Origin of the sequence: Burkholderia pyrrocinia (assembly GCF_018417535.1) — a bacterium.
Classification (GTDB): Bacteria; Pseudomonadota; Gammaproteobacteria; order Burkholderiales; family Burkholderiaceae; genus Burkholderia; species Burkholderia pyrrocinia_E.
This window is the reverse complement of the sequence record NZ_CP070977.1, coordinates 17,507-41,346: the sequence shown is the minus strand read 5'-3', so window position 1 is coordinate 41,346 and position 23,840 is coordinate 17,507. Positions and strand designations below refer to the sequence as shown.

Annotated in this window: 27 protein-coding genes, 1 other RNA gene and 1 riboswitch; of the genes, 15 read left to right on the top strand and 13 right to left on the bottom strand. The window is 68.9% G+C overall.

What is annotated here, in order from left to right; genetic code table 11:
• The first annotated feature begins 212 nt into the window (after positions 1-212).
• The 4 genes from JYG32_RS00235 (at position 213) to panD (ending at position 2,818) form a co-directional block, all read left to right on the top strand.
• On the top strand, positions 213-401 hold the full coding sequence (locus tag JYG32_RS00235; protein ID WP_034178757.1) for a DUF3460 family protein: 189 nt from the start codon (positions 213-215) through the stop codon (positions 399-401).
• Between the two features lie 4 nt (positions 402-405).
• Entirely contained in the window at positions 406-1,278 is an 873-nt protein-coding gene (locus JYG32_RS00230; protein WP_174384251.1) for a segregation and condensation protein A, read from the top strand.
• A gap of 269 nt (positions 1,279-1,547) precedes the next feature.
• Positions 1,548-2,387, top strand: coding sequence for a pantoate--beta-alanine ligase (gene panC, locus JYG32_RS00225; protein WP_213264308.1), 840 nt, complete (start codon positions 1,548-1,550; stop codon positions 2,385-2,387).
• Positions 2,388-2,431: 44 nt separating this feature from the next.
• Positions 2,432-2,818 (top strand): aspartate 1-decarboxylase, encoded by a 387-nt coding sequence (gene panD / locus JYG32_RS00220; protein ID WP_213264307.1) that lies wholly within the window; start codon positions 2,432-2,434, stop codon positions 2,816-2,818.
• A gap of 131 nt (positions 2,819-2,949) precedes the next feature.
• Here panD and JYG32_RS00215 read toward each other — a convergent pair whose 3' ends face one another.
• From JYG32_RS00215 to JYG32_RS00200, 4 genes are all read right to left on the bottom strand, one after another.
• Entirely contained in the window at positions 2,950-3,618 is a 669-nt protein-coding gene (locus tag JYG32_RS00215; protein ID WP_213264306.1) for a ParA family protein, read from the bottom strand.
• 136 nt (positions 3,619-3,754) lie between these two features.
• A complete protein-coding gene (locus JYG32_RS00210) occupies positions 3,755-4,168 on the bottom strand; it encodes a DoxX family protein (protein ID WP_213264305.1) in 414 nt (137 codons plus the stop codon).
• A 150-nt stretch (positions 4,169-4,318) separates the two neighbouring features.
• Complete coding sequence (locus JYG32_RS00205) at positions 4,319-4,459, bottom strand: hypothetical protein (protein ID WP_167316019.1); 141 nt, start codon at positions 4,457-4,459, stop codon at positions 4,319-4,321.
• An 82-nt stretch (positions 4,460-4,541) separates the two neighbouring features.
• Positions 4,542-6,044, bottom strand: coding sequence for a cobyric acid synthase (locus tag JYG32_RS00200; RefSeq protein WP_213264304.1), 1,503 nt, complete (start codon positions 6,042-6,044; stop codon positions 4,542-4,544).
• A gap of 74 nt (positions 6,045-6,118) precedes the next feature.
• Between JYG32_RS00200 and cobU the strand changes: the two genes are divergently transcribed.
• From cobU to JYG32_RS00180, 4 genes are read left to right on the top strand one after another with little or no spacing between them, the layout of a single operon-like run.
• Positions 6,119-6,673: a bifunctional adenosylcobinamide kinase/adenosylcobinamide-phosphate guanylyltransferase gene (gene cobU, locus JYG32_RS00195; protein WP_213264303.1), complete on the top strand. Its 555-nt coding sequence runs from the start codon at positions 6,119-6,121 to the stop codon at positions 6,671-6,673.
• On the top strand, positions 6,667-7,611 hold the full coding sequence (gene cbiB / locus JYG32_RS00190; RefSeq protein ID WP_213264302.1) for an adenosylcobinamide-phosphate synthase CbiB: 945 nt from the start codon (positions 6,667-6,669) through the stop codon (positions 7,609-7,611). Before cobU ends, cbiB begins: the two co-directional genes overlap by 7 nt.
• Complete coding sequence (cobD, locus tag JYG32_RS00185; protein WP_213264301.1) at positions 7,604-8,623, top strand: threonine-phosphate decarboxylase CobD; 1,020 nt, start codon at positions 7,604-7,606, stop codon at positions 8,621-8,623. The genes cbiB and cobD overlap by 8 nt, the downstream gene beginning before the upstream one ends.
• Positions 8,620-9,537: a cobalamin-binding protein gene (locus tag JYG32_RS00180; RefSeq protein ID WP_213264300.1), complete on the top strand. Its 918-nt coding sequence runs from the start codon at positions 8,620-8,622 to the stop codon at positions 9,535-9,537. Before cobD ends, JYG32_RS00180 begins: the two co-directional genes overlap by 4 nt.
• A 104-nt stretch (positions 9,538-9,641) precedes the next feature.
• On the opposite strand, the gene cobC is transcribed toward JYG32_RS00180, so the two are convergent.
• The 6 genes from cobC to JYG32_RS00150 are packed head-to-tail and all read right to left on the bottom strand — an operon-like array spanning position 9,642 to position 15,833.
• The gene (gene cobC, locus JYG32_RS00175; RefSeq protein WP_213264299.1) at positions 9,642-10,226 is read right to left on the bottom strand and encodes an alpha-ribazole phosphatase; all 585 of its coding nucleotides are present in this window, start codon (positions 10,224-10,226) and stop codon (positions 9,642-9,644) included.
• Entirely contained in the window at positions 10,211-10,987 is a 777-nt protein-coding gene (locus JYG32_RS00170; protein ID WP_213264298.1) for an adenosylcobinamide-GDP ribazoletransferase, read from the bottom strand. The genes cobC and JYG32_RS00170 overlap by 16 nt, the downstream gene beginning before the upstream one ends.
• Positions 10,977-12,032, bottom strand: coding sequence for a nicotinate-nucleotide--dimethylbenzimidazole phosphoribosyltransferase (gene cobT, locus JYG32_RS00165; RefSeq protein WP_213264297.1), 1,056 nt, complete (start codon positions 12,030-12,032; stop codon positions 10,977-10,979). Before cobT ends, JYG32_RS00170 begins: the two co-directional genes overlap by 11 nt.
• A 52-nt stretch (positions 12,033-12,084) precedes the next feature.
• Positions 12,085-12,906 carry an ABC transporter ATP-binding protein gene (locus tag JYG32_RS00160; RefSeq protein ID WP_213264296.1) on the bottom strand — a complete coding sequence of 274 codons (822 nt, stop codon included), beginning with the start codon at positions 12,904-12,906 and terminating at the stop codon, positions 12,085-12,087.
• Positions 12,903-13,922, bottom strand: a complete 1,020-nt coding sequence (locus JYG32_RS00155; RefSeq protein ID WP_433960835.1) for a FecCD family ABC transporter permease — start codon at positions 13,920-13,922, stop codon at positions 12,903-12,905. The genes JYG32_RS00160 and JYG32_RS00155 overlap by 4 nt, the downstream gene beginning before the upstream one ends.
• Before the next feature lie 18 nt (positions 13,923-13,940).
• Positions 13,941-15,833, bottom strand: a complete 1,893-nt coding sequence (locus tag JYG32_RS00150) for a TonB-dependent receptor domain-containing protein (protein WP_213264294.1) — start codon at positions 15,831-15,833, stop codon at positions 13,941-13,943.
• Between the two features lie 64 nt (positions 15,834-15,897).
• Positions 15,898-16,151: riboswitch (cobalamin riboswitch) on the bottom strand.
• A 154-nt stretch (positions 16,152-16,305) separates the two neighbouring features.
• Here JYG32_RS00150 and JYG32_RS00145 point away from each other — a divergent pair.
• From JYG32_RS00145 to JYG32_RS00125, 5 genes are all read left to right on the top strand, one after another.
• Positions 16,306-16,656, top strand: a complete 351-nt coding sequence (locus JYG32_RS00145; protein WP_174380109.1) for an ATPase — start codon at positions 16,306-16,308, stop codon at positions 16,654-16,656.
• A complete protein-coding gene (locus JYG32_RS00140) occupies positions 16,653-16,967 on the top strand; it encodes a cell division protein ZapA (RefSeq protein ID WP_174380108.1) in 315 nt (104 codons plus the stop codon). The genes JYG32_RS00145 and JYG32_RS00140 overlap by 4 nt, the downstream gene beginning before the upstream one ends.
• An 81-nt stretch (positions 16,968-17,048) precedes the next feature.
• Positions 17,049-17,230, top strand: a non-coding RNA gene (ssrS, locus tag JYG32_RS00135) — 6S RNA.
• A 71-nt stretch (positions 17,231-17,301) separates the two neighbouring features.
• Positions 17,302-17,763, top strand: a complete 462-nt coding sequence (locus tag JYG32_RS00130) for an EVE domain-containing protein (RefSeq protein WP_034178770.1) — start codon at positions 17,302-17,304, stop codon at positions 17,761-17,763.
• Positions 17,764-17,941: 178 nt separating this feature from the next.
• Complete coding sequence (locus JYG32_RS00125) at positions 17,942-18,682, top strand: SIMPL domain-containing protein (RefSeq protein ID WP_072443552.1); 741 nt, start codon at positions 17,942-17,944, stop codon at positions 18,680-18,682.
• Positions 18,683-18,794: 112 nt separating this feature from the next.
• Here JYG32_RS00125 and lgt read toward each other — a convergent pair whose 3' ends face one another.
• The gene (gene lgt, locus JYG32_RS00120; protein ID WP_174380107.1) at positions 18,795-19,691 is read right to left on the bottom strand and encodes a prolipoprotein diacylglyceryl transferase; all 897 of its coding nucleotides are present in this window, start codon (positions 19,689-19,691) and stop codon (positions 18,795-18,797) included.
• An 89-nt stretch (positions 19,692-19,780) separates the two neighbouring features.
• Positions 19,781-20,695: a LysR substrate-binding domain-containing protein gene (locus JYG32_RS00115; protein ID WP_213264293.1), complete on the bottom strand. Its 915-nt coding sequence runs from the start codon at positions 20,693-20,695 to the stop codon at positions 19,781-19,783.
• A gap of 135 nt (positions 20,696-20,830) precedes the next feature.
• Between JYG32_RS00115 and ilvD the strand changes: the two genes are divergently transcribed.
• Positions 20,831-22,504, top strand: a complete 1,674-nt coding sequence (gene ilvD, locus JYG32_RS00110) for a dihydroxy-acid dehydratase (protein WP_174380105.1) — start codon at positions 20,831-20,833, stop codon at positions 22,502-22,504.
• Between the two features lie 127 nt (positions 22,505-22,631).
• Positions 22,632-22,958 (top strand): c-type cytochrome, encoded by a 327-nt coding sequence (locus JYG32_RS00105; protein WP_213264292.1) that lies wholly within the window; start codon positions 22,632-22,634, stop codon positions 22,956-22,958.
• 129 nt (positions 22,959-23,087) lie between these two features.
• On the opposite strand, the gene JYG32_RS00100 is transcribed toward JYG32_RS00105, so the two are convergent.
• On the bottom strand, positions 23,088-23,840 hold the full coding sequence (locus JYG32_RS00100) for a DUF2486 family protein (RefSeq protein ID WP_213264291.1): 753 nt from the start codon (positions 23,838-23,840) through the stop codon (positions 23,088-23,090).

The following is a 23,840-nucleotide window of genomic DNA, read 5'->3' as shown; positions in this document are numbered from 1 at the left end:
CTGTATTTGACCACAGGGTGGCGGCCCTGCCCGCACGCGCGAGGCTTTGACGCTTGCGCGCAACGGCGCGCGCACGGGCCCGGGCCGCCGCGCCGCAGGCGCGAGCCCGCGGATTCGACGCGCGATTGGCGCCGACCGTTCCCGCGATGCGGTAAAATCCCGCCATCGCGAATCCGGCGCACCGTGCGCCGCCCGAAACGGAAAATCCAGCCATGCCGTACCAGTCCGACGTCACGCAGTTCCTGAACCAGCTCAAGCAGCAGAAGCCGACGCTCGAGGAAGAGCAGCGCAAGGGCCGCTCCCTGCTGTGGGACAAGCAGCCGATCGACCTCGAAGAGCGCGCCGACCAGCAGGAATCGCGCGTGAAGCAAACGTCGTACGTCTACTACCAGAACTTCTGACGACGTGAGCGCCGCCGACGAGGCCAGCGCCGCCCGGCAGGACGACGCGATCGCCGCGCCCGCGGGCGCCGATTCGACGCCCGACACGGTCGACGGTGTCGCGGCGTTCGCTCGCCTGTACGGCGAGCCGCTCTTCAAGCTGCCGCAGGATCTCTACATTCCGCCCGATGCGCTCGAGATTTTCCTCGAGACGTTCGAAGGCCCGCTCGACCTGCTGCTGTACCTGATCCGCAAGCAGAACTTCAACGTGCTCGACATCCCGATGGCGCAGGTCACCGCGCAATATCTGGGCTACGTCGACCAGATCCGCACGACGAACCTCGAGCTGGCAGCCGAATACCTGCTGATGGCCGCGATGCTGATCGAGATCAAGTCGCGGATGCTGCTGCCGGTCAAGAAGGCCGACACCGGCGACGAAGCGGAAGATCCGCGCGCCGAACTCGTGCGCCGCCTGCTCGAATACGAGCAGATGAAGCTCGCCGCACAGCGTATCGACCGGTTGCCGCAGCTCGGCCGCGACTTCCTGCGCGCCGACGTCTACATCGAGCAAAGCATCGCGCCGCGCTTCCCCGACGTGAATTCGGACGATCTGCGCGCCGCGTGGGCCGACGTGCTCAAGCGTGCGAAGCTCGTCCAGCACCACAAGATCTCCCGCGAGGAGCTGTCGGTGCGCGAACACATGAGCCTGATCCTGCGCCGGCTGCAGAACGCGCGCTTCATGGAGTTCGCCGACCTGTTCGACACGTCGCGCGGCGTGCCGGTCGTCGTCGTGAATTTCATCGCGATGCTCGAGCTCGCGCGCGAATCGCTCGTCGAGATCACGCAGCCCGAGCCGTTCGCGCCGATCTACGTGCGCCTCGCCTACCTGCCCGCGTAAGGCCCGCGCCCACCCTCCCGTTTCCCCGATTCGTCCCGACGCTCGCCGCTTCGCCGCGGCGGGGGGCCGCACCCCAAGTCGCGGTTCGTTTCCCGCACGCCCGGCCAAAAAGTGAACGATCGTTCCTTTTTCGATGCGTTTGGCGACCAAATCCTCTACAATCCGCCGACGCCCGATGCGCCGCCCGCGCGCCGGCGTTCTCCGCTTCGACCCCGACGCCGCTGCTGCGGCGCCAACGCGCGCATGCGCGAGGAACCCGCTACCCGATCATGAAAGTCATCAGCTCGATCCATGAACTGCGCGACCAGTTGCGCGGACAGAACCGCACGGCGTTCGTGCCGACAATGGGCAACCTGCACGAAGGGCACCTGTCGCTGATGCGCCTCGCGCGCCAGCACGGCGACCCGGTCGTGGCGAGCATCTTCGTCAACCGGCTGCAGTTCGGCCCGAACGAGGATTTCGACAAGTACCCGCGCACGCTGCAGGACGATATCGAGAAGCTGCAGAAGGAAAACGTCTACGTGCTGTTCGCGCCGACCGAGCGCGACATGTACCCGGAGCCGCAGGAATACCGCGTGCTGCCGCCGGACGATCTCGGCGGGATCCTCGAAGGTGAATTCCGGCCCGGCTTCTTCACCGGCGTGTGCACGGTCGTGTCGAAGCTGATGGCCTGCGTGCAGCCGCGCGTCGCCGTGTTCGGCAAGAAGGACTACCAGCAGTTGATGATCGTGCGCCGCATGTGCCAGCAGCTCGCGCTGCCGGTCGACATCATCGCGGCCGAAACCGTGCGCGACGAAGACGGCCTCGCGCTGTCGTCGCGCAACCGCTACCTGTCGGCCGACGAGCGCCGGGAAGCGCCGGAACTCGCGAAGACGCTGCAGCGCATGCGCGAAAGCGTGCTCGGCGGTGAGCGCGACCTCGGCAAGCTCGAGCAACAGGCGCGCACGCACCTGGCCGAGCGCGGCTGGGCGCCCGACTACCTGTCGATCCGCCGCCGCGCGAACCTGATCGCACCGAGCGCCGCCGATCTCGAAGCCGGCGAGCCGCTCGTCGTGCTCGCGGCCGCGAAGCTCGGCGCGACGCGCCTCATCGACAACCTGGAAATCTGACGGGCCGCCCGCCCGCGCCTTTCACGACGCATCACGGAGACACCATGCAGCGCCACATGCTCAAATCGAAGATCCACCGCGCGGCAGTCACGCACTGCGAGCTGCACTACGAAGGCTCGTGCGCGATCGACGAAGACCTGCTCGAAGCGTCGGACATCGTCGAAAACGAACGGATCGACATCTGGAACATCAACAACGGCGAGCGCTTCTCGACGTACGCGATCAAGGGCGAGCGCGGCAGCGGGATGATCTCGCTGAACGGCTCCGCCGCGCGCCGCGCGCAGCTCGGCGACCTCGTGATCATCGCGGCATTCGCGATGGTCGACGAAGCCGAACTGCAGGCCGGCTGGAAGCCGAAGCTCGTGTTCATCGACGACGGCAACAAGATCAAGGGCCACCGCGATCACGTGCCGACGCAGAACTGGACGTAACCTGAGCGGCCGCCCGCGGGCCGTGGCGCGCGGGAGCGGCTGCGCCGCTTGTGGTCGAAGGGCCGGATCCCGTACCGCACGGGATCCGGCCCTTTCTAATTTTGTCGCGCGCCGGCCCGATGGCCGCGCGATCAGGACGCCTTGGCGATCTTTTCCGTCTTCTCGGCCTTCGGCGCGCGGCGTTCGGCCCATTCGACAATCGGCCGCCACTGTTCGAGATCCTTCTCGACCCGGCTCTTCGCGACGTCCCACAGCGTGAGGCCGTGCGCGGCGATCTGCACGTAGTTCTGCGTGTCGCGCACGTAGCCGAGCACCGGCAGGCCGAGCCCTTCGACGAAGCGGTGCAACTGGTCGGACGAACGCGTGCGCGCGTCGACCCGCATCCCGACGATCCCGACCTCGACGCCGCCCTTGCGCACGGCCTTCTCGCCGGCGAGGCGCTCGAGAAACTGCTGGGTCGCGAGAATATCGAACATCGACGGCTGCAGCGGCACGATCACCTTGTCGGCCAGTTGCAGCGCCACGCCGAGCCGGTTGCCGTGCAGGCCGGCCGGCGTATCGATCACCGCATATTCGAGGCCGCGCGGCGGCTTCGACGGCGCGTCCGGATCGAGATCCCACGCCTCGATCGACGGCAGGCCGGCCGGCCGCAGGTCGAGCCACGCATGCGCGGACTGCTGCCGGTCGAGATCGGCGAGCGCGACCCATGTGCCCTGCGCCGCGAAATAGCCGGCAAGATTGGTGGACAGCGTGCTCTTCCCCACGCCGCCCTTCGGATTCGCCACCACGATCACCGTCATGAATTCCCCCGAAAAAGCCACGCGGCGCCGGCCGCATGGCTGGCGCCGCTCGATTGCGGATACAGGGAGCGATGATATCGGCAAACGGGGGCTCACCGGAACGGGTTGCGCCGAACCGCGCGCCCCTTATGCCCCTTTACGCGCGCTGAACCGCGGCCTCCCGTGCGCCGATCGCGAACACGCCGCCGCCCAGCAGCGCCTGCACGGCAAGCGTGACGGCCCAGAACGCCGGGTATTCCCAGCCGCCGTTCGGCGACGCGAAGCTCCAGCCGTTCGGCAGATGCGCGGCCGTCGCGCCGAGCATGAACGGCAGCAGCACGAGCGCGGCGACACGCACGCGGAAACCCGCGAGCAGCGCAAGGCCGCCGGCCAGTTCGACGAACGTCGTCAGGTACGCGAGCCAGCCCGGCAGGCCGATCGACGCGAAGAACTGCGCGGTGCCGGGCAACGTGAAGACGAACACCTTCTGCGCGACGTGCGCGAGGTACAGCACGCCGAGCGCGACGCGCAGCAGCGTCGCGGCGAAATCGTTCAGGCGATTGGGGTTCATGGCGGATTCCTTCGTGAGTGGATGAGAATGGGCCCCACTCTATTCGAACCGAATCGACCGATAAACACGCCAACTCGCTTTAACTCATTCCCAAAAGGAACGAATAAAACCGTTAAAAAGGGGCATGATCAACATGCCCCGATACCCACGTCAGTAACCGCTCTTGCCTTGTGTAGCGTCGCCGGAACCGGACTGGCTGCCGCCCGGTGCATATGAATCGCACGCGTGCGCAACCGCCGATGCGCCCAGCAGCGCCGCGAGCAGCACGCTCCACCACCATCGAGCCTTCATCGTCGCACTCCTCCAGGCGGACATCCGCCCTCCTGTGTTGTACGCGATCCGGCGGAAAAAGCGAGGGCGGCACGGCACTGCTTCAACGAAACTCGGCGTACAGCGCGTCGAGGTCGAGATGTTCGGCGAACGTGTCGGCCAGCCGCTCCAGCGATGCCTCGCGCAGCGCCGGATAGTCGATCCGCTCCGCGCCGTCTAGCCCGGCCCACGCGAGCAGCGCCGCGCACGCGTCGGGCGCGTCGAACAGCCCGTGCACGTAGGTCGCGAGAATCTGGCCGTCGGCCGAAACCGCGCCGTCCGGGCGCGTGCCGCCCGGCGCGGCGCCGGCTGCCAGCAGCAGCGCGGGCGCCGCGAGCGCGGGCCCGAGCGTGTCGCCCATGTGGATCTCGTAGCCGCGCACGGCGGCCCCGCCCGGCAGCGCCAGATGTCCGGTCACGTTCCTCAGCGTCTTGTCGGGCTGCAGCGTCGTGTCGAAATCGAGCAGCCCGAGCCCCGGCACGGTGCCGGGCGCGCCTTCGAGGCCGAGCGGATCGTCGAGCGTGCGGCCGAGCATCTGCATCCCGCCGCAGATGCCGATCACCTTGCCGCCGTAGCGCAGGTGGCGACGGATCACCGCGTCCCAGCCCGCGTCGCGCAGCCATGCGAGATCGCGCTGCACGCTCTTCGAGCCGGGCAGGATCAGCAGGTCGGCATCCGGCACCGGGCCGCTTTTCCAGTACGTGAACTCGACCTGCGGGTGCGCGCGCAGCGGATCGAAATCGGTGTGGTTGCTGATGCGCGGCAGCGCGGGCACGACGACGCGCAGCACGCCGGCGTCGCCACGTGCGGCGGCGCTGCGCGCCTGCGCGGGCAGCATGTCCTCCGCGTCGAGCAACAGCCCGTGCAGGTACGGCAGCACGCCGAACACGGGCTTGCCCGTCTGCGCGCGCAGCCAGTCGAGCCCCGGTTCGAGCAGCTTGAAATCGCCGCGGAAACGGTTGATCACGAAGCCGCGCACGCGTGCGCGCTCGCTGTCCGACAGGCACGCGAGCGTGCCGACCAGGTGCGCGAACACGCCGCCGCGGTCGATGTCGGCGACGAGCACGACCGGGCAGTCGACGCGTTCGGCAAAGCCCATGTTCGCGATATCGCCGTCGCGCAGGTTGATCTCGGCCGGGCTGCCGGCGCCCTCGACGATCACCGTGTCGTAACCGGCGCGCAGGCGTGCATACGACTCGAGCACTGCATCGAAGGCGACCGGCTTGTAGTCGTGATACGCCCGCGCGTTGAGGTTCAAACGCGCCTTGCCGTGAATGATCACCTGCGCGCCGCGGTCGCTCGTCGGCTTCAGCAGCACGGGGTTGAAATCCGTATGCGGCGCGACGCCCGCGGCCAGCGCCTGCAGCGCCTGCGCGCGGCCGATCTCGCCGCCGTCGGCCGTCACCGCGCTGTTGAGCGCCATGTTCTGCGGCTTGAACGGCGCAACGCGCGCGCCGGCACGGCGCGCCAGGCGGCACAGGCCCGCGACGAGCGTGCTCTTGCCCGCGTCGGACGTCGTGCCCTGGATCATCAGCGTGCCACGCGGCCGCGGCTCGGGTGCATTCATCGTGTAAAGGTCGTCGCGAAGCAAAGGCCGCATTATCGCCCGCGCCGGTACGCCCGCGCCGTTACAATCACGCGATGATTCCGCACGACCTCACCTTCGTCCTCGGCGGCGCGCGCTCGGGCAAGAGCGCGCATGCCGAGCGGCTCGCGGCCGACAGCGGCCGCCCCGTCACCTACATCGCGACCGCGACCGCCGCCGATGCCGAATTCGCGCAGCGCATCGCGCATCATCGCGCGCGCCGGCCAGCCGAATGGGGGTTCGCCAATGCGAGCGTCGACCTCGCCGGCACGCTCGCTCGGCTCGACGATCCGCACGCATGCCTGCTGGTCGACTGCCTGACGCTGTGGCTCACGAACCTGCTGTGCCCGGTCGACGGCGAGCCGCTCGACGATGCGCAGTACACGGCGCAGGTCGAGCGGCTCGAGCACGCATTGCGCGGCGCACGCGCGAAGGTGATCGTCGTCAGCAACGAGATCGGGCTCGGCGTCGTGCCGCTCGGGTCGGTCACGCGCCGCTACGTCGACGAACTCGGGCGCCTGAACCAGCGCGTCGCCGCGCTCGCGACGCGCGTGACGCTGCTCGTCGCCGGGCTGCCGCTCGACCTCAAGGCGGGAGCGCCGTCATGCTGATGCTGTCGCTGCCCGTCGTCGCGATGCTCGCGGTCGCGGCCGCGATCGTCGACCGTGCGATCGGCGAACCCGCCGGCTGGCATCCGCTCGTCGCATTCGGCCGGCTCGCCGCACGCATCGAAGGCGCATTGAACACGGGCCGGCGCGGCCGCGCGGTCGGTGTCGCCGCGTGGATCGCGGCCGTCGTGCCGCCGGTGGCCGTCGCGGCATGGCTCGTGGCCGTGCTGCCGTGGCCGCTCGCGGCCGCGCTACATGTCGCGCTGCTGTGGTTCGCGCTCGGCGCGAAGAGCCTCGCCGACCATGTCGCACCGATCGCCGCGGCGCTGCTGCGGCGCGACCTCGACGCCGCGCGCACGCTGACCGCGCGCATCGTGTCGCGCGACACGAGCGACGCCGACGAAGGCGCGTTGTCGCGCGCCGCCGTCGAATCGGCGCTCGAAAACGGCAACGACGCGATCTTCGGCGCGCTCTTCTGGTTCGTCGTCGCGGGCGGTCCCGGCGCGCTGCTGTTCCGGCTCGCGAACACGCTCGACGCGATGTGGGGCTACCGCACGCCGCGCTTCCTGACCTTCGGCTGGGCCGCCGCGCGGCTCGACGACGCGCTGAACTGGATTCCCGCGCGCCTCACGGCCGCGAGCTACGCGCTGCTCGGCGACACGGCCGCCGCATGGCGCTGCTGGCGCACGCAGGCGCGCCACTGGGACAGCCCGAACGCGGGCCCCGTGATGGCCGCGGGCGCCGGCAGCCTGAACGTGCAGCTCGGCGGCCCGGCCGTCTATCACGGCGAGATCGAGGATCGTCCGGCGCTCGGCACCGGCGCGAGCGCGACCGCCGTCCACATCGTCGCCGCGCTGTCGCTCGTCACGCGCACGCTCGCACTGTGGCTCGCGCTGCTGGTCGCGAGCGGCGCACTCGTCATGGCCACCCATCATGTCTGACACACGCATCGCGCACGGCGGCAACCTGCATGAAGCCGCACGCCGCCACGGCATTCCGTACGAAGCCTGGCTCGACCTGTCGACCGGCATCAATCCGGTCGGCTATCCGGTGCCGCCCGTCCCGGCCGACGCGTGGCGCCGGCTGCCCGACGACGGCGACGGCCTCGCGGCCTGCGCCGCGCAGTACTACCACGCGCCCGATCCCGCACACGTGCTGCCGGTCGCCGGCAGCCAGGCCGCGATCCGCGCATTGCCTGCGTTGCTGCCGACCGGCGACGCCGGCGTCGCGTCGCTCGCCTACGGCGAATACGCGCCCGCGTTCGCGCGTCACGGCCATCGCATCGTGCCGCTCGACATCGGCACGGATACGCTGCCGGCGGCGCTGCGCCACGTCATCGTCGGGAATCCGAACAACCCGACCGCCGAATTCGTGCCGGCCGAGCGCCTGCTCGGCTGGCATGCGCAGTTGTCGGCACGCGACGGCACGCTGATCGTCGACGAGGCGTTCGCCGATACGGGCGCGACGCAATCGCTCGCGCCGCAGGTCGATCGCCCGGGGCTCGTCGTACTGCGCTCGGTCGGCAAGTTCTTCGGTCTCGCCGGCATCCGCGCGGGCTTCGTGCTCGCGTGCCCCGAACGGACCGTCGCGCTGCGCGACATGCTCGGCGCATGGACGGTCGGCGGCCCCGCGCGTCATGCGGTTGCCGCGGCATTTGCCGATCGCGCATGGCAGGCCGCCGCCCGTGAACGGCTCGCGGCCGACGGCGAGCGACTGGCCGCGCTGCTGCGCACGCACGACTTCGCGGTTCGCGCGACACCGCTCTTCAGTTGGACCGACGACCCGCGCGCTGCGGCGCTGCATGCGGCGCTCGCTGCACGCGGAATCTGGACGCGCCACTTCGCCAAGCCGTCGAGCGTGCGCATCGGCCTGCCGGGCAGCGAAGCCGAATGGCAGCGCCTCGGCGATGCGCTCGCGCACTGCGTACCGACGCTGCAACAGGAATCCGCATGACCGCGGGCAAGTTCCGCCGGCTGGCGCCGGCCGCGACGCTGGCCGCGCTCGCTCACGCGCCGCTCGTCCATGCCGATGTCACGACCCGCGACGACGCCGGCAATACCGTCACGCTGCCCGCGCCCGCGCAGCGCGTGATCAGCCTCGCGCCGCACGCGACCGAGCTGGTCTACGCGGCTGGCGGCAGCGCGAAGCTCGTCGGCACCGTCACGTACAGCGACTACCCGCCCGCCGCGCAAGCGGTGCCGCGCGTCGGCGACAACAAGGCGCTCGACCTCGAGCGGATCGCCGCGCTGAAGCCCGACCTGATCGTCGTCTGGCGGCACGGCAACGCCGAGCGGCAGACCGATGCGCTGCGCGCGCTGCACATCCCGCTGTTCTTCAGTGAACCGAAACATCTCGACGACGTGTCGTCGTCGCTGCGCCGGCTCGGCACGCTGCTCGGCACGCAGCAGGCAGCCGATGCGGCCGCGGCGTCCTTTGCACGCGATATCGCGGCGCTGCGCGCACGCTATGCCGCGCGCCCGCCCGTCACGATGTTCTTCCAGGTCTGGGACCGCCCGCTGATGACGCTCAACGGCGCGCACCTGATCAACGACGTGATCGCGCTGTGCGGCGGCCGCAACGTGTTCGCATCGCTCAAGCCGCTCGCGCCGACCGTCACCGACGAGGCCGTGCTCGCGGCGAATCCGGAAGCGATCGTGACGACGAGCGCCGGCGCGACGCGCTCGGACGAACCGCTGCCGAGCCTGGCACGCTGGCGTGCGTGGCCCGCGCTGACGGCCGTTGCGCGCAACAACCTGTTCGCGATCGACGGCGATCTGCTGACGCGGCCGTCGCCGCGGATCGCGCGAGGCGCGGCCGCGCTGTGCGAGGATCTCGATGCCGCGCGTGCGCGGCGGCCCGCGCGCTGAATTCCGGCGACTTGCGCGGTTGTCGCGCACATCTACTTGATGCGTCCGATGCTTGAGATGGTTTGACCACGCGTTGTGCCGTTCACATGCAGGCGCGAGCGAACTTATTCATCCCAGTGCACGACTTCCCATGTTCGCGCCGCGTCATGCGCACGCAGCCAGACGACACCGCCTGTCGGCACCGGCCGCGACAGCAGCGTATCGAGCGGCACACGCAATACATGCGATGCGAATGCGCGGATCACGCCCGCATGCGTGACCGCCCACTGCGGCCGATCGACCCGCACAACCGCGTCGGCCTGCCGTGCAACCCGCGCGGCGAACCGCTCGACGCTTTCGCCACCATGCGCGCACGCATGCATCAGGTCAGCCGCCCACGCATCGAGCGCCGCACGGTCGATATCGTCCCAGCGCTGCATTTCCCACGCGCCGAAATCCATTTCCTGCCAGCCGGCATCGCGTTGCAGCGGCACATCGAATACCTGCGCGAGTCGTTCGGCAACCGACGCGCATCGCGTCAGCGGGCTGGTCCAGATCCGTTCGGGCGGCGGCGCGCCGATAGCCGTCAGATGCGCGTGCACGGCATGCGCACCGGCATCGGCCGGCGCGGCGAGCGGCACGTCGCTGCGTCCGTAACAGACGCCCGGCTCGACGCCGACGGCCGGATGACGGATCAGGACGAAGTCCATCCGAGCACCACGAGATAGATCGCCAGTTCGCTCAGTTGCTGCGCGAAGCCGAGACAGTCGCCCGTATAACCGCCGATCCGCTTCACGAAATAGCGGGCCGCCCACGCGCGCACGAGCACGAGCGCGACGCCCGCGGCGACGCCCATGCACCAGTCCGGCCAGAACAGCCACGGCAGCCCGAATACCGCCGCGACGCACGCCGCGCGTGCGCCCATCCGTTGCGCGACCGGCTTCGCCTTGCCTTCGGGGCGCACATAGTCGAGCGACATCAGCAGGCTCACGGCCGCCGTGCGGCTCGCCGCATGCGCGGCGATCATGGTCCAGGCGGCGCGCAGTGGCGGCATCGCCGCGAGCGCCTGCCATTTCACGCCGAGCGCGATCACGAGCGCGACCGCGCCGAACGTGCCGATCCGCGAGTCGTGCATGATGCGCAGCACGTCGTCGCGCGTATAGCCGCCGCCGAATGCATCGCAACTGTCGGCAAGGCCGTCCTCGTGGAAGGCGCCGGTCGCGAGCAGCGTCGCGGCCATCGACAGCCCGACCGCGATCGACGCGGGCAGCACGCGCAGCGCGGCAAGATAGACGAGCGCGCCCCACGCGCCGACGCATGCACCGACGAGCGGGAAATAGCGCGCGGCCTGGTCGAGATCGCCGGCCGCGTAACCGATCGCGCGCGGCACGGGCACGCGCGTGAAATAACCGAGCGCGACGAAGAAGTAGCGCAGTTCGGCACGCACGCCGCTCGCGCGCTCAGGCGTCACGATTGTCGACGCCGGCGGACTCGAAGCTCGCCATCTCGCAGAGGAACGCAACCGCCGCGCGCACGAGCGGCAGCGCGAGCGCCGCACCCGTGCCTTCGCCGAGCCGCAGGTCGAGCGCGAGCAGCGGCTTCGCGCCGAAATGCTCGAGCATGCGCCGGTGCCCGGCCTCGTGCGACGTATGCGAGAACACGCAGTAGTCGCGCACGCCGGGCGCGATGCGCTCGGCGACGAGCAGCGCGGCCGTCGCGATGAAGCCGTCGACGAGGATCGTCATCCGCTCGCTCGCGGCCGCGAGATACGCGCCCGTCATCATCGCGATCTCGAAGCCGCCGAACGTCGCGAGCACGTCGAGCGGCGCGACCGCGTGCGAGTGCTTGACGAGCGCGCGGCCGAGCACCGCGCGCTTGTGTGCGAGCCCCTTGTCGTCGAGGCCCGTGCCGCGCCCGACGCACGCGTCGATCGGCACGTCGAGCAGGCGGCTCATCAGGCACGCGGCCGACGACGTGTTCGCGATCCCCATCTCGCCGAAGCCGATCACGTTCGTGCCGAGCGACGCGTGCAGGCGCACGCGCGCCGCGCCGGCCGCGAGCGCGGTCATCGCCTCGTCGTGCGTCATCGCCGGCTCCGTCGCAAAGTTGCGCGTGCCGCGCGCGACCGGCAGCGACACCAGCCGGTCGGACAGCGGCAGCGGCGACGCGACGCCCGCATCGACGATCTCGAGCGTGCTCTGTGCGACGCCCGAGAACGCGTTGATCGCCGCGCCGCCGGCCAGGAAGTTCGCGACCATCTGCGCGGTCACCGCCTGCGGATAGGGACTCACGCCTTCGGCCGCGATCCCGTGGTCGCCGGCGAACACGATCATCACGGGGCGCTGCACGACCGGCCGCTCAGTGTGCTGGATCAGGCCGATCTGCAGCGCGAGCGCCTCGAGCTGGCCGAGGCTGCCGGGCGGCTTGGTCTTGTGGTCGATCACATGCTGCAGGCGCTTGCGCAGCGCATCGTCGAGCGGCGCGATCGCGGGCGGGAAGTGGGTCGGAGTGGTCATCGAAGAGCCGTGTCGTTGGCGCGGCCTGCGCCGCGTATCGGAAAAGAAAAGGTCATTGTCGCTCGGGCCACGCCGGCAGCAACGCGTCGCGGCCATGCTCGCGGATCAGCACGAGCGGATAGCCGAACGCGTCGCTCGCGCGCTCCGGTGTCAGCACGTCGTGCACGAGGCCGGCCCATGCATGGCCGCGGCCGTCGAGCAACAGCGCATGCGTCGCGAAACGCCGCGCAAGATTCAGGTCGTGGCACGAAAACAGCACCGTGCGCGGGCCCGCGTCGAGCCATGCGGCCAGCGCGGTCAGGCAGTCGATCTGGTGATGCAGGTCGAGATGTGCGAGCGGCTCGTCGAGCAGCATCAGCGGCGCGTCCTGGCACAGTGTCGCGGCGAGCGCGACCCGCTGCCGCTCGCCGCCCGACAGCGACAGCACGTCGCGCGACGCGAGCGCGGTCAGATCGAACGTCGCGAGCGCGTCGTGCACGGCCGCACGGTCGCCGTCGCGCTCCCAGCCCCAGCCGCCGAGATACGGAAAACGGTTGAGCAGCACCGTGTCGAACACGGTCGCGCTGAATGCATCGTGCAGTTGCTGCGGCATCAGCGCGCGGCGCTGCGCGAGCTGCGCGGGCGGCCATGCGGCAAGTGGCCGACCGTCGATCTCGACCCGGCCGCCGGCCGGCGGCTGCAACCCCGCGAGCGTCGCGAGCAGCGTCGTCTTGCCCGCGCCGTTCGGCCCGGCGACGCACCAGATTTCGCCGGGACGGAAGGCCCGCGTAAAGCCGTCGAGCAGCGTGCGCGCGCCGCCCTTCAGCGTCAGGTCAGCGGTCGCGCAGGCCATGTCGTGGCCGGAAGCGGCGGCGTGCCGCGCAGGGCTTGTCATCGCATCGGCCTCCTCAGCAACATCCACAGGAACACCGGCACGCCGATCAACGCGGTCATCACGCCGACCGGCAGTTGCGCGGGCGCGATCGCGGTGCGCGCGAGCAGGTCGGCCGCCATCACGCCGCCCCCGCCCGCGAGCATCGCGGCCGGCAGCAGCATGCGCTGGTCGTTGCCGAACGCGAGCCGCAGCGCGTGCGGCACGACGAGGCCGACGAAGCCGATCGTGCCGGCCGTCGTCACCGCAGCCGCCGCGGCCAGCGACGCGACGAGATAGATTCGCACCCGCAGGCGCGCGACAGGCACGCCGAGCGCGAGCGCGGTCGCGTCGCCGCGCAGCAGTACATTCAATTGCGGCGCGGCCGGCAGCGCGACGCATGCGGCCAGCAGCAGCGCGCCCCACGCGAACCACGGCGCGGTCACGCCGTTCAGGTCGCCCGTCAGCCAGAAGATGATCCCGCGCAACCGCGCATCGGGCGCGAGCGACAGCAGCAGCGTGACGAGCGCGCCCCACCCTGCCGCGATCACGACACCCGTGAGCAGCAGCCGCGGCGACGCGTCGCGCGAATCGCCGCGCCACAGCTCGCGGCGTGCAAGACCGAGCACGAGCGCGACCGATACGAGCGAGCCGGCAAACGCCGACGCGTCGACGAGCCACCACGCACCGCCCGCGATCATCGCGACGAGCGCGAATCCGGCCGCGCCGCCGGACACGCCGAGCACGTACGGTTCCGCGAGCGGGTTGCGCAGCAGCACCTGCAGCAGCGCGCCCGCAAGCGCGAGCAGCGCACCGCACGCGAAGCCCGCGAGCGCGCGCGGCAGCCGCAGCGTGCGGACGATGTCGGCGAACAACGCGTCGCCGCCATGCGGCACGAGCGACGCGAGCGCCTGCCACGGCGACATCGGCACGCTGCCGATCGACAGCGACGCGACGAACAGCAACGCGACCGCGGTGGCCAGCGCGGCCCAGATCGCGGCGGCGCGCGCGGCGCTCATACCGCGCACGGCCCCGCGCATGACGCGCGGCGCATCCGCTTACTGCTGCCAGCCGAGCGTGACATAGGCGCCGCGCTTCGGTGTGTTGTACGCATAGGCAAGCTCGTAGTCCTTGTCGAGCAGGTTGTCGATGCGCGCGCTGACGTACCACGACTTCGTGATGTCGTAGCGCGCGGACAGGTTGACGATCCCGTAGCCGCCGAGCCGCCCGCCGCCCGAATCGTTGCGCGCGCCGCTCACGAGCCATTCGCCGCCGACGCGCCACGCGCCGAACGCGCGGTTCACGGCCATCGACGCGAAACGCCGTGCACGCCGGTCGAGATCCTGATTCTGCGTTTCGTTGACCGGGTTCTGCAACGTGGCGGCAACCCGTACGTCGGTCGCGCCGACATGCCCCTGCCAGGACCCTTCGAGCCCCTGCACCTTCGCGCTGCCGACGTTCTGCGCAATATAGTAGAAGCCGCTCCCGTCGGGTCGATAGTTGATCAGGTTCGCGTAGCGCGTCTGGAACGCGGTGAGCCGCATCACGCCCACCGCATCGGACGCGTACTGCAGCGCGGCTTCGATCGAATGGCTGCGCTCCGGCTGGATCGACGGGTTGCCGGCCATCGGATAATAGAGGTCGTTGAAGCTCGGTGCACGGAACGCGTCCGAATAGCTCGCGGTCACCTTCCAGCGATCGGTCAGTTCGAGGCCGTAGCCGAGATAGTAGGAATTGGCGCCGCCGAAGTCCGAGTACTGGTCGCGGCGCAGGTTCGCCTGGAACTGCTGGCGGCCAAAGCGCCCCGAATAGCCGATCCAGCCGGAATTCACGTGACGCTGCGGCGCGGAATACGCGTTCGACATGAACTGCTGGTCGAGCCGCTCGTAGCCAGCCTGTATCAGGTGTTCAGGCGCGATACGGAAATCGTTTTGCCACGTGTACTGGCGGTTGTCGGTATTGAAGTGATCCGTGTAGACGCCGTTCAGCGCCGACTGGCTGCGGTCGTTGCCGGTCGAAACGCTCAGGTGAGCGGTCCACCAGTCGGTCAGCTTGCCGTTCGCGAACGCACGCACCTGCTGCACGCGCGAATAGAGGTTGTTCAGGTCGGTCGGCACGCCCCACGCGTTGTCGTAGCTGTTGTTGCCGTTCGACTGGAAGTAGCTGATGCCCGCATCCCAGCGGTCGTTGAAGCGGTGGCGCAGCGCCGCGGTGATGCTCTCGTTCAGGTAACCGTTCGCATTCGGGTTCGCGTTCGGCTTCCTCGCCGGGTCGAGCGCGGAAAAACCGTCGTCCTTGTCGCGCGCGATCGACACGCTCAACGTCGTCTTCCCGTCGCTGTCGAGCCGACCCGATACGCCAGCCTGCTGCGTCTGCGTACCGTAGCTGCCGACGCCGACCGCGAAGTTGAAGCGTGGCGGATGATTGCCACCGTCCTTCGTGAACACCTGCACGACGCCGCCGATCGCGCCCGAGCCGTACAGCGACGACACGTTGCCGTTGACGATCTCGACGCGCTCGATCTGGTCGAGCGGCAACTGGCTCAGTTGCGCGGCACCGAGACTCGCGGAATCGACCCGCACGCCGTCGATCAGCACGAGCGACTGCGTCGACTCCGCACCGCGCAGGAACATCGTCGCGCTCGCGCCGGGGCCGCCGTTGCGCACGATCTGCGCGCCGGGCGCGAGCGCGAGCAGCGTCGGCAGGTCGGCGCCCGCATGCGCGGCGATATCCTGCGCGTCGAATACGGTGGTTTGCGGAATCGTGTCGGCCAGCGCCTGCGGCGCGCGCTGCGCGGTGACGACGACCGGTTCGAGCATCGTCGCAGCCGCAGGTTGGGCCGCGGGCACGGCGGACGCCGCGGAATCGGCATTCGCCGCGGTCTGCGCGGCGGCGGCAAGCGGCAATCCGCAAAGCGCGCCGAGCGCCGTGCGGACGATTGGGGTCAGCATGAAGATAAATCCCGTGAAGCACTGCGCGGCCCGCCTCCCCGCAGGCCACGCGTCACGAAGCCCGTGCGGGCTCCCCGTCTCGGCCGGTATCCGGGCTGGCGGCGTACCGGCTCGCCTTCCCGCGCGATGACGCGCAGTGGCCCGCGCCCGCGTGCGAAACCTGCACGCGGAACGCGCCCGAGCCGGCCTGCGTCACTGGACGCGGCCGCTTACCGTTGCGGGGGCAGCGCAGGTTGGCGGTCTCCTGGCGGAGCCCGCGCCCTGCTTCCCGTTTAACCGCGCGTTCCACGCGCGAGCACCGAGGCGGCGCCAGTTTAGGAGCCGGTCGCGCAAGCGTCAAGGAAGCGTCCGGACACGCACGGGACGCGCCCATTCGCAGCAAGAAGCGAGGGTGTTACGACTGGAAACGTTACAGATGTCGGATTGCGCGTTATTCCGCGCTAAAATGCTGGGTCTTTAGAGGACGCAGCAAATGCTCAACGAACTCGAAACCTTATCTCAAAATATTGGCCGTCTGATTTCGCTGAACAAGCGCTATCACGCGGAACGGCTCGCGCTCGAAGAGCAGGTCGCGCAATTGCGCGCGGAAGCGGACACGGTCCGCGCGGAACTCGCGCAACTGCGCGAAGAACGCAATGCGCTCGCGGCCGAGCGCGATACGCTGTCGGCAAAAATCGACGACGCTCAGGTGAAACTGAACGCGATTCTCGAAAAGCTGCCGCGCTCGAAAAGCGCGGAGCAAGCCGACAACCAGCTCGACCTGCTGGATGCGCAGGCGCGTACGGACAGCGATGACGCGGCCAGCCACGGAGAACATGCATGAGCACCAAGCAGATCGAAGTCTCGATTCTCGGTCAGGCCTATCGGCTCGCCTGTTCGGCCGAGACCGAAGCGGCGCTGCTCGAGGCAGTCGCGCGCGTCGACGCCGAAATGTCGAAAATCCGCTCGAACAGCTCGGTACGCGGCATCGATCGCATCGCGGTGATGGCGGCACTGTCGCTCGCATCGGAATTGCTGCGGCTGCAAACGAGCGTGCGGCACGGTGAAGCATTTCCGGCGGAGGAAATCCGTCGTACAATGCACCAGATGAACGAACAGCTCGGCGCGGTGCTCGCACAGCACGAGACGCAGTAACGTTTTAATCGATGCGTCGATTCCCCTTGATCTCTGCGATCAACGGTGGTCAAATTGGCGCATCGAATCACAGTTCAGTCAGCTTCCCTGCCTGGTTCGCCAAGGTCATATATTCCTTGAACCAATGCCATGTGCACGGTTGCGGAAATTTGTAGCACGGGCGCGCGCGTCACTCTGTCTGATGTACCCGAAGTGCTGCTAACTGCGACCAATTCTGAACCTCAGGTTCAGGATGCCGGCCTAGCGGCCAAGGCGGGGGCCTATCCAACGGCATCGGGCACGTCCCGGTGCCGTTTTCTTTTGTAGCAGCCTCTTTCTGCGTCGATCACGATCCATGCAATACTGGCTGATGAAGTCCGAACCGGACGAAGCAAGCATCGACGATCTCGCCAACGCACCGCAGCGCTCGCTGCCGTGGACCGGCGTGCGCAACTATCAGGCGCGCAATTTCATGCGCGACACGATGAAGATCGGCGACGGCGTGCTGTTCTATCACTCGAGCTGCCCCGAGCCGGGCATCGCAGGCCTCGCCGAAGTGTCGTCGACGCCCTACCCCGATCCCACGCAGTTCGATCCGAAAAGCCCCTATTACGACCCGAAGTCGACGCAGGAAGCGCCGCGCTGGCTGCTCGTCGACGTGCGCTACGTGAAAAAGTCGCCGCTCGTGCCGCTCGCCGCACTGCGCGAACACGACGAGCTCGCCGACATGCGCGTGCTCGCACGCGGCAACCGGCTGTCGATCACGCCCGTCACGCGTGCCGAATGGCGGTTCATCACCGAAAAGCTGATGAAGTAGGCGCGCGCCAAAGGTCAAATCTGGTCAGCACGCGCGGCCGCCGCGGAACTCGCGGGTCTCTCGCGCAGCCTAAGCAACCGCTGTCGGCCGATCGGGCCGGCTCTTTTTTTCGTTGCGCGGTACGCCCGCGTCGTGCACGCATGATCCGCGTGCGCGCCCTCGCACAAGGAGTCCAACAATGACCAAGAAATCCGCTCTCGCGCTGTCGCTCGCCCTCGCCGCCGCCGTTCCCGTCGCGCTGACGCTCGCGTCGCCCGCCGCGCACGCGCAAACCGCGAACCCGCACTTTCCGGAACCGGCAGGCGTGCTGTCGCTTTCGTCGCAGGCCAGCGCCGACGTGCCGCAGGACATCATCCACATCACGCTGTTCTACGAACAGCAGGCCAAGGATCCGGGCAGCCTGACGTCCGCGCTGAACCAGCGCGCCGATGCCGCGCTGTCGCAGGCGAAGGGCGTATCGGGCGTCACCGCGCACACGGGCGCATTCTCCGTGTATCCGAGTACCGATCGCGACGGGAAGATCTCCGCATGGCGTGGCCGTACCGAGGTCGCGCTCGAATCGCGCGATTTCGCCGCGGCGTCGAAGCTTGCAGGCCAGTTGTCGAACCTGATGCAGGTCGCGAACGTCGAGTTCTCGCTGTCGCCTGAAGCGCAGCGCACGGCCGAGCAGAAGCTCACGACCGAAGCGATCAAGTCGTTCCGCGCCCGCGCGGACGAAGCCGCGAAGGCGTTCGGCTACAGCAGCTACACGATCCGCGACGTGAATGTCGGCAGCGGTCGCAACGTGCAGCCGTACCCGCGCATGATGGCGATGGCCGCGGCGCCGATGGACAGCGCGAAGATGAGCGCACCGATCGCGGTCGAAGGCGGCAAGGCCACCGTGTCGGTCACCGTCAACGGCTCGGTGCAGATGAAGTAACGCGCAACGCGCGGCTGTCGGAAATGAAAAACGCCGGCCCGAAGGCCGGCGTTTTTCATTTTGCATGCGTGTTGTCGATGCACGCGCCGATTGCGCGCGCATCGGTATCGCATCACGCAGCCGCATTCGCATTCGCCGCGCGACGGCGATACGCCCAGACCATCAGCGCGATACCCCCGAGGATCATCGGCAGCGACAACCACTGTCCCATCGACAGGCCGAGCGCAAGCAGGCCGAGGAAGTCGTCGGGCTCGCGTGCGAACTCGACCGTGAAGCGCGCGAGGCCGTAGCCGATCAGGAACAGCGCGGACACGGCGCCCATCGGCCGCGATTTGCGCGAGAAGAAGAACAGCGCGAAGAACAGTGCGATGCCTTCGAGCGCGATTTCATAGAGCTGCGAAGGATGGCGCGGCAGCATCTGGTATTGCATGAACACATCGGCGAGATGCCACTTCTCGACGAGCGCCGGATGTTTCGGCAGCCATGCCGCATCGTCGCGCATCGCGCCCGGGAACAGCATCGCCCACGGCGCCGTCGGATCGGTCACGCGGCCCCACAGCTCGCCGTTGATGAAGTTGCCGAGCCGCCCGGCCGCGAGCCCCGTCGGCACCATCGGCGCGACGAAATCGGTGACCTGCAGCCAGTGGCGCTTGCGCTGCCACGCGAACAGCATCATCGCGAGCGTCACGCCGAGGAAGCCGCCGTGAAACGACATGCCGCCTTCCCACACCTTGAACACGTCGAGCGGATGCGAGAAGTAGAAATCGGCCTTGTAGAACAGCACATAGCCGAGCCGGCCGCCGAGCACGGTGCCGAGCACGCCGTAGAACATCATGTCGTCGATGTCCTTCGCGGTCCAGCCTTGCGCGGCGACGTGCGGCAGCTTCAGGCGGACCCGGCCGACGACGATCGCCGCGATGAAGCCGACGAGATACATGAGGCCGTACCAGCGCACGGCCAGCGGCCCGAGATGGATCGCAACGGGGTCGAAATTCGGGTGAATGATCATGGGTTAGCGAAGAAGTTTTCGAATGCGGTACGGCCGTCGCGAACGCGCAGCACCGCGCGTTGGACGGCACCGGTGCACCATCGTTCACGTCACGCGGCGAGGCCCTGCGCACGTACGACGTCGATGAAGCCGGCGAGCACGGGACTCACGTCGCCCGTGCGCCACACGAGGCCTGTCTCGACGACCGGCGCATGACCGGCGAGCGGCCGGTAGACCACGCCGGTGCGCCGCAGGTTACGCAGCGATTGCGGCACCAGTGCGACGCCCATGCCGGCCGACACGAGGCTGACGATCGTCTGCATCTGGATCGCCTCCTGGCCGATGCGCGGAGTTTCCCCCGCCGCGCCGTAGCAGCCCGTAATGATGTCATAAAAGCCGGGTGCCAAACGACGCGGAAAGATCACGAGCGGCAATGCGGCGATATCGGCGAGATGCACGGGTTCGTCTTCGGGCGCGTCGCACGCTGTGGCCGGCATCGCGACCACCAGCGGCTCGCGCACGACCGGCAGGTACGACAGTCCGGCCGCGTGACGCGGCGGCACCGGCGGAATGACGAGCCCTGCGTCGATGCGGCCGGCGACGAGTTCGTCGATCTGCACGTCGCTCGTCGCCTCCGCGAGCTGCAGGCGCACCTGCGGATAGCGCGCGCCGAACGCGCGCAGCAGCGAAGGCAGCAGCCCGTAATCGGCGGTCGACACGAACGCGAGCGACAGCGAGCCGGCCTCGCCGCGCGCGAGCCGCCGCGCGAGCGGCGGCAGCGCATCGGCCGACGCCAGCAGCCGGCGCACGTCGGGCAACAGCGCCGCACCCACCGCCGTCAGCGCCACCGAGCGCTTGGTACGCACGAACAGCGCGACGCCGAGCGCCTCCTCGAGCCCCCGGATCGCCTGCGACAGCGGCGGCTGCGTCATCGACAGGCGCTCGGCCGCGCGGCCGAAATGGCGCTCGTCGGCGACGGTCACGAAATAGCGCCACTGGCGCAGGTCGGGCGTCGGATCGGCCATGCGTTACTCATTCGGAAAACGACTTAATAAGCGACAAATAATATATTGGACATCCCAATCCGGAAACTCCATTCTTGTTTCATCCGAACCGGCACGCCGCTCACGGGCGTCGCCCAGACAACGATGGAGTCCCCCATGTCGTACAACCGTCGCTCGAAGCACATCACGCAAGGCGTGGCCCGTTCGCCGAACCGCTCGATGTATTACGCACTCGGCTACCAGAAGGACGATTTCGACAAGCCGATGGTCGGCATCGCGAACGGCCATTCGACGATCACGCCGTGCAATTCCGGCCTGCAGCGCCTGTCGGACGCGGCCGTCGCGGCCGTGAAGGCGTCCGATGCGAACCCGCAGATCTTCGGCACGCCGACGATTTCGGACGGCATGTCGATGGGCACCGAGGGCATGAAGTACTCGCTCGTGTCGCGCGAGGTGATCGCCGACTGCATCGAGACCTGCGTGCAGGGGCAGTGGATGGACGGCGTGGTCGTCGTCGGCGGCTGCGACAAGAACATGCCGGGCGGCATGATCGCGCTCGCGCGCCTGAACGTGCCGGGCATCTACGTGTACGGCGGCACGATCCGTCCCGGCCACTGGAAGGGCCGCGACCTGACGATCGTGTCGTCGTTCGAGGCCGTCGGCGAATTCACCGCGGGCCGGATGTCGCAGGAGGATTTCGAAGGCGTCGAGCAGAACGCGTGCCCGACGTCGGGTTCGTGCGGCGGCATGTACACCGCGAACACGATGAGTTCGTCGTTCGAGGCGCTCGGGATGTCGCTGCTGTACTCGTCGACGATGGCGAACCCCGACCAGGAGAAGGTCGATTCGGCCGCCGAATCGGCACGCGTGCTCGTCGAGGCCGTGAAGCGCGACCTGAAGCCGCGCGACATCATCACGAAGGCGTCGATCGAGAATGCGGTGTCGGTGATCATGGCGACGGGCGGCTCGACCAATGCGGTGCTGCACTATCTCGCGATCGCGCACGCGGCCGAGGTCGACTGGACGATCGACGACTTCGAGCGCATCCGCAAGCGCGTGCCCGTGATCTGCGACCTGAAGCCGTCGGGCCGGTATGTCGCGACCGACCTGCATCAGGCCGGCGGGATTCCGCAGGTGCTGAAGATCCTGCTCGATGCGGGGCTGCTGCACGGCGACTGCATGACGATCACCGGCCGCACGATCGCCGACGAACTGAAGGACGTGCCGAGCGTGCCGCGCGCGGACCAGGACGTGATCTTCCCGATCGACCGCGCGCTGTACAAGGAAGGCCACCTGGCGATCCTGAAGGGCAATCTCGCGGAAGACGGCGCGGTCGCGAAGATCACCGGCCTGAAGAACCCGGTGATCACGGGCCCCGCCCGCGTGTTCGACGACGAGCAGAGCGCGATGGATGCGATCCTCGGCGACCGGATCCGCGCAGGCGACATCCTCGTGCTGCGCTACCTCGGCCCCCAGGGCGGCCCCGGCATGCCGGAAATGCTCGCGCCGACGTCCGCGATCATCGGCAAGGGGCTCGGCGAATCGGTCGGCTTCATCACGGACGGCCGCTTCTCGGGCGGCACGTGGGGCATGGTGGTCGGCCACGTCGCGCCCGAGGCGTTCGTCGGCGGCACGATCGCGCTCGTGCAGGAAGGCGACTCGATCACGATCGACGCGCACCGGCTGCTGCTGGAGCTGAACGTCGACGATGCCGAGCTCGCGCGCCGGCGCGCCGCGTGGAAACAGCCGGCACCGCGCTACACGCGCGGCGTGCTCGCGAAATTCGCGGCCCTCGCCCGGCCGGCGAACAAGGGCGCCGTCACGGGTTGACGCGAGTTCGCCGCAACATGCGACCCCAATAGGAATGGCCGCCGGGGGAACGCGCAAAACGCGCTCTCCCTTTGCTTCTATAATGCGCGGACCATGAAGCCGGCCGTCCCCGCTGGCGGAGAACCGCATGAAACAGACGATATTGCGCGCCCTGCTCGTGACGCTGCTGACCGGCAGCGCAGCGGCGGCGCGCGCCGAACAGGCCGACGGCCTCGCGCTGGCGCAGCGCAAGAACTGCATGGCCTGCCACGCTGTCGGGAAGCCGCTGATGGGCCCGTCGTTCCGCGACATCGCCGGCAAATATGCGGCGCGCGGCGACGCCGTCGATTACCTTGCCCAATCGATCGTGAAAGGCAGCGTCGGCGTATGGGGCAGCGTGCCGATGCCCGCCAACACGCAACTGACGAGCGGCGAAGCCCACGCGCTCGCGCAATGGGTGCTGTCGCTGCGTTGAACCGGATGCCCCGGACGGGGCAAACCGTTGTGCCGGGCGCCGCCGACAGGCGGGCTTGCCCCTCGCCGGCAGCTTTGCCTGCGCTTACTGGAACCGCACCCTCTTTTCTATCGCCCGAACGGCGGGCGTTCAGCCCGAATGCCCGGCGCGTCGGCGCGCGATCTCTTCGTCGACCGCGTCGCGGACCCAGTCCATGATCTCGGTTTCCAGCGTCAGCGCCACCTCGCGCGTGACCTGGCCGACCAGCCAGGCCGAATGCTCATGCAGCGCGTCGCGGCAGCGGGCCTCGATGGCCTCGCGCCCTGCTCCGGTCAGATAGTTCGTCAGGCGATTGCGCAGGCGCTCGGCGATGTGCTGCGCATCCTCCGGTGTCAACCCGGCCGCTGCCTGCCCATCCGGCTGCGGCGCCGCGGCCGGTACGACCGCCTCCGGCATGGCCGTTTCAGACGCGTGCCCGGCCGCATCACGCGCAACCGCAGCGAACGCATGCTGCGGCACAGCGTCGTCGCCCAGCGACGACTGGAGCGGCGCATTCATCGCCGCTGCGTCCTCGGCGACCACATGCTCCGCGGCGCCGGGTTCGGCCGGCGCATCGGTCTCGCCCATCGCCGCCGCAGCAGCCGCCGCCACGTCGCCCGGCAACTCGACCGCCGGCACGTGCAGCGTCGGCACCGGTTCGATCACGACGAATTCGGGGTCGGCGGCGGTTTTCGTGGAATCGGCCGGTGCGATCACGTCGGTCAACACCGGAATCGCCGTGCTGGCGTGCGGCTGCGGCTGCGGCTGCGGCGCGTCGGGCGCGGGCGAGCGCGCCGGCACCGGCTTGCCCGGCACCAGCACGTCGGTCAGCGTCGGGATCGTGGATGAATCGGCTTGTGTCAC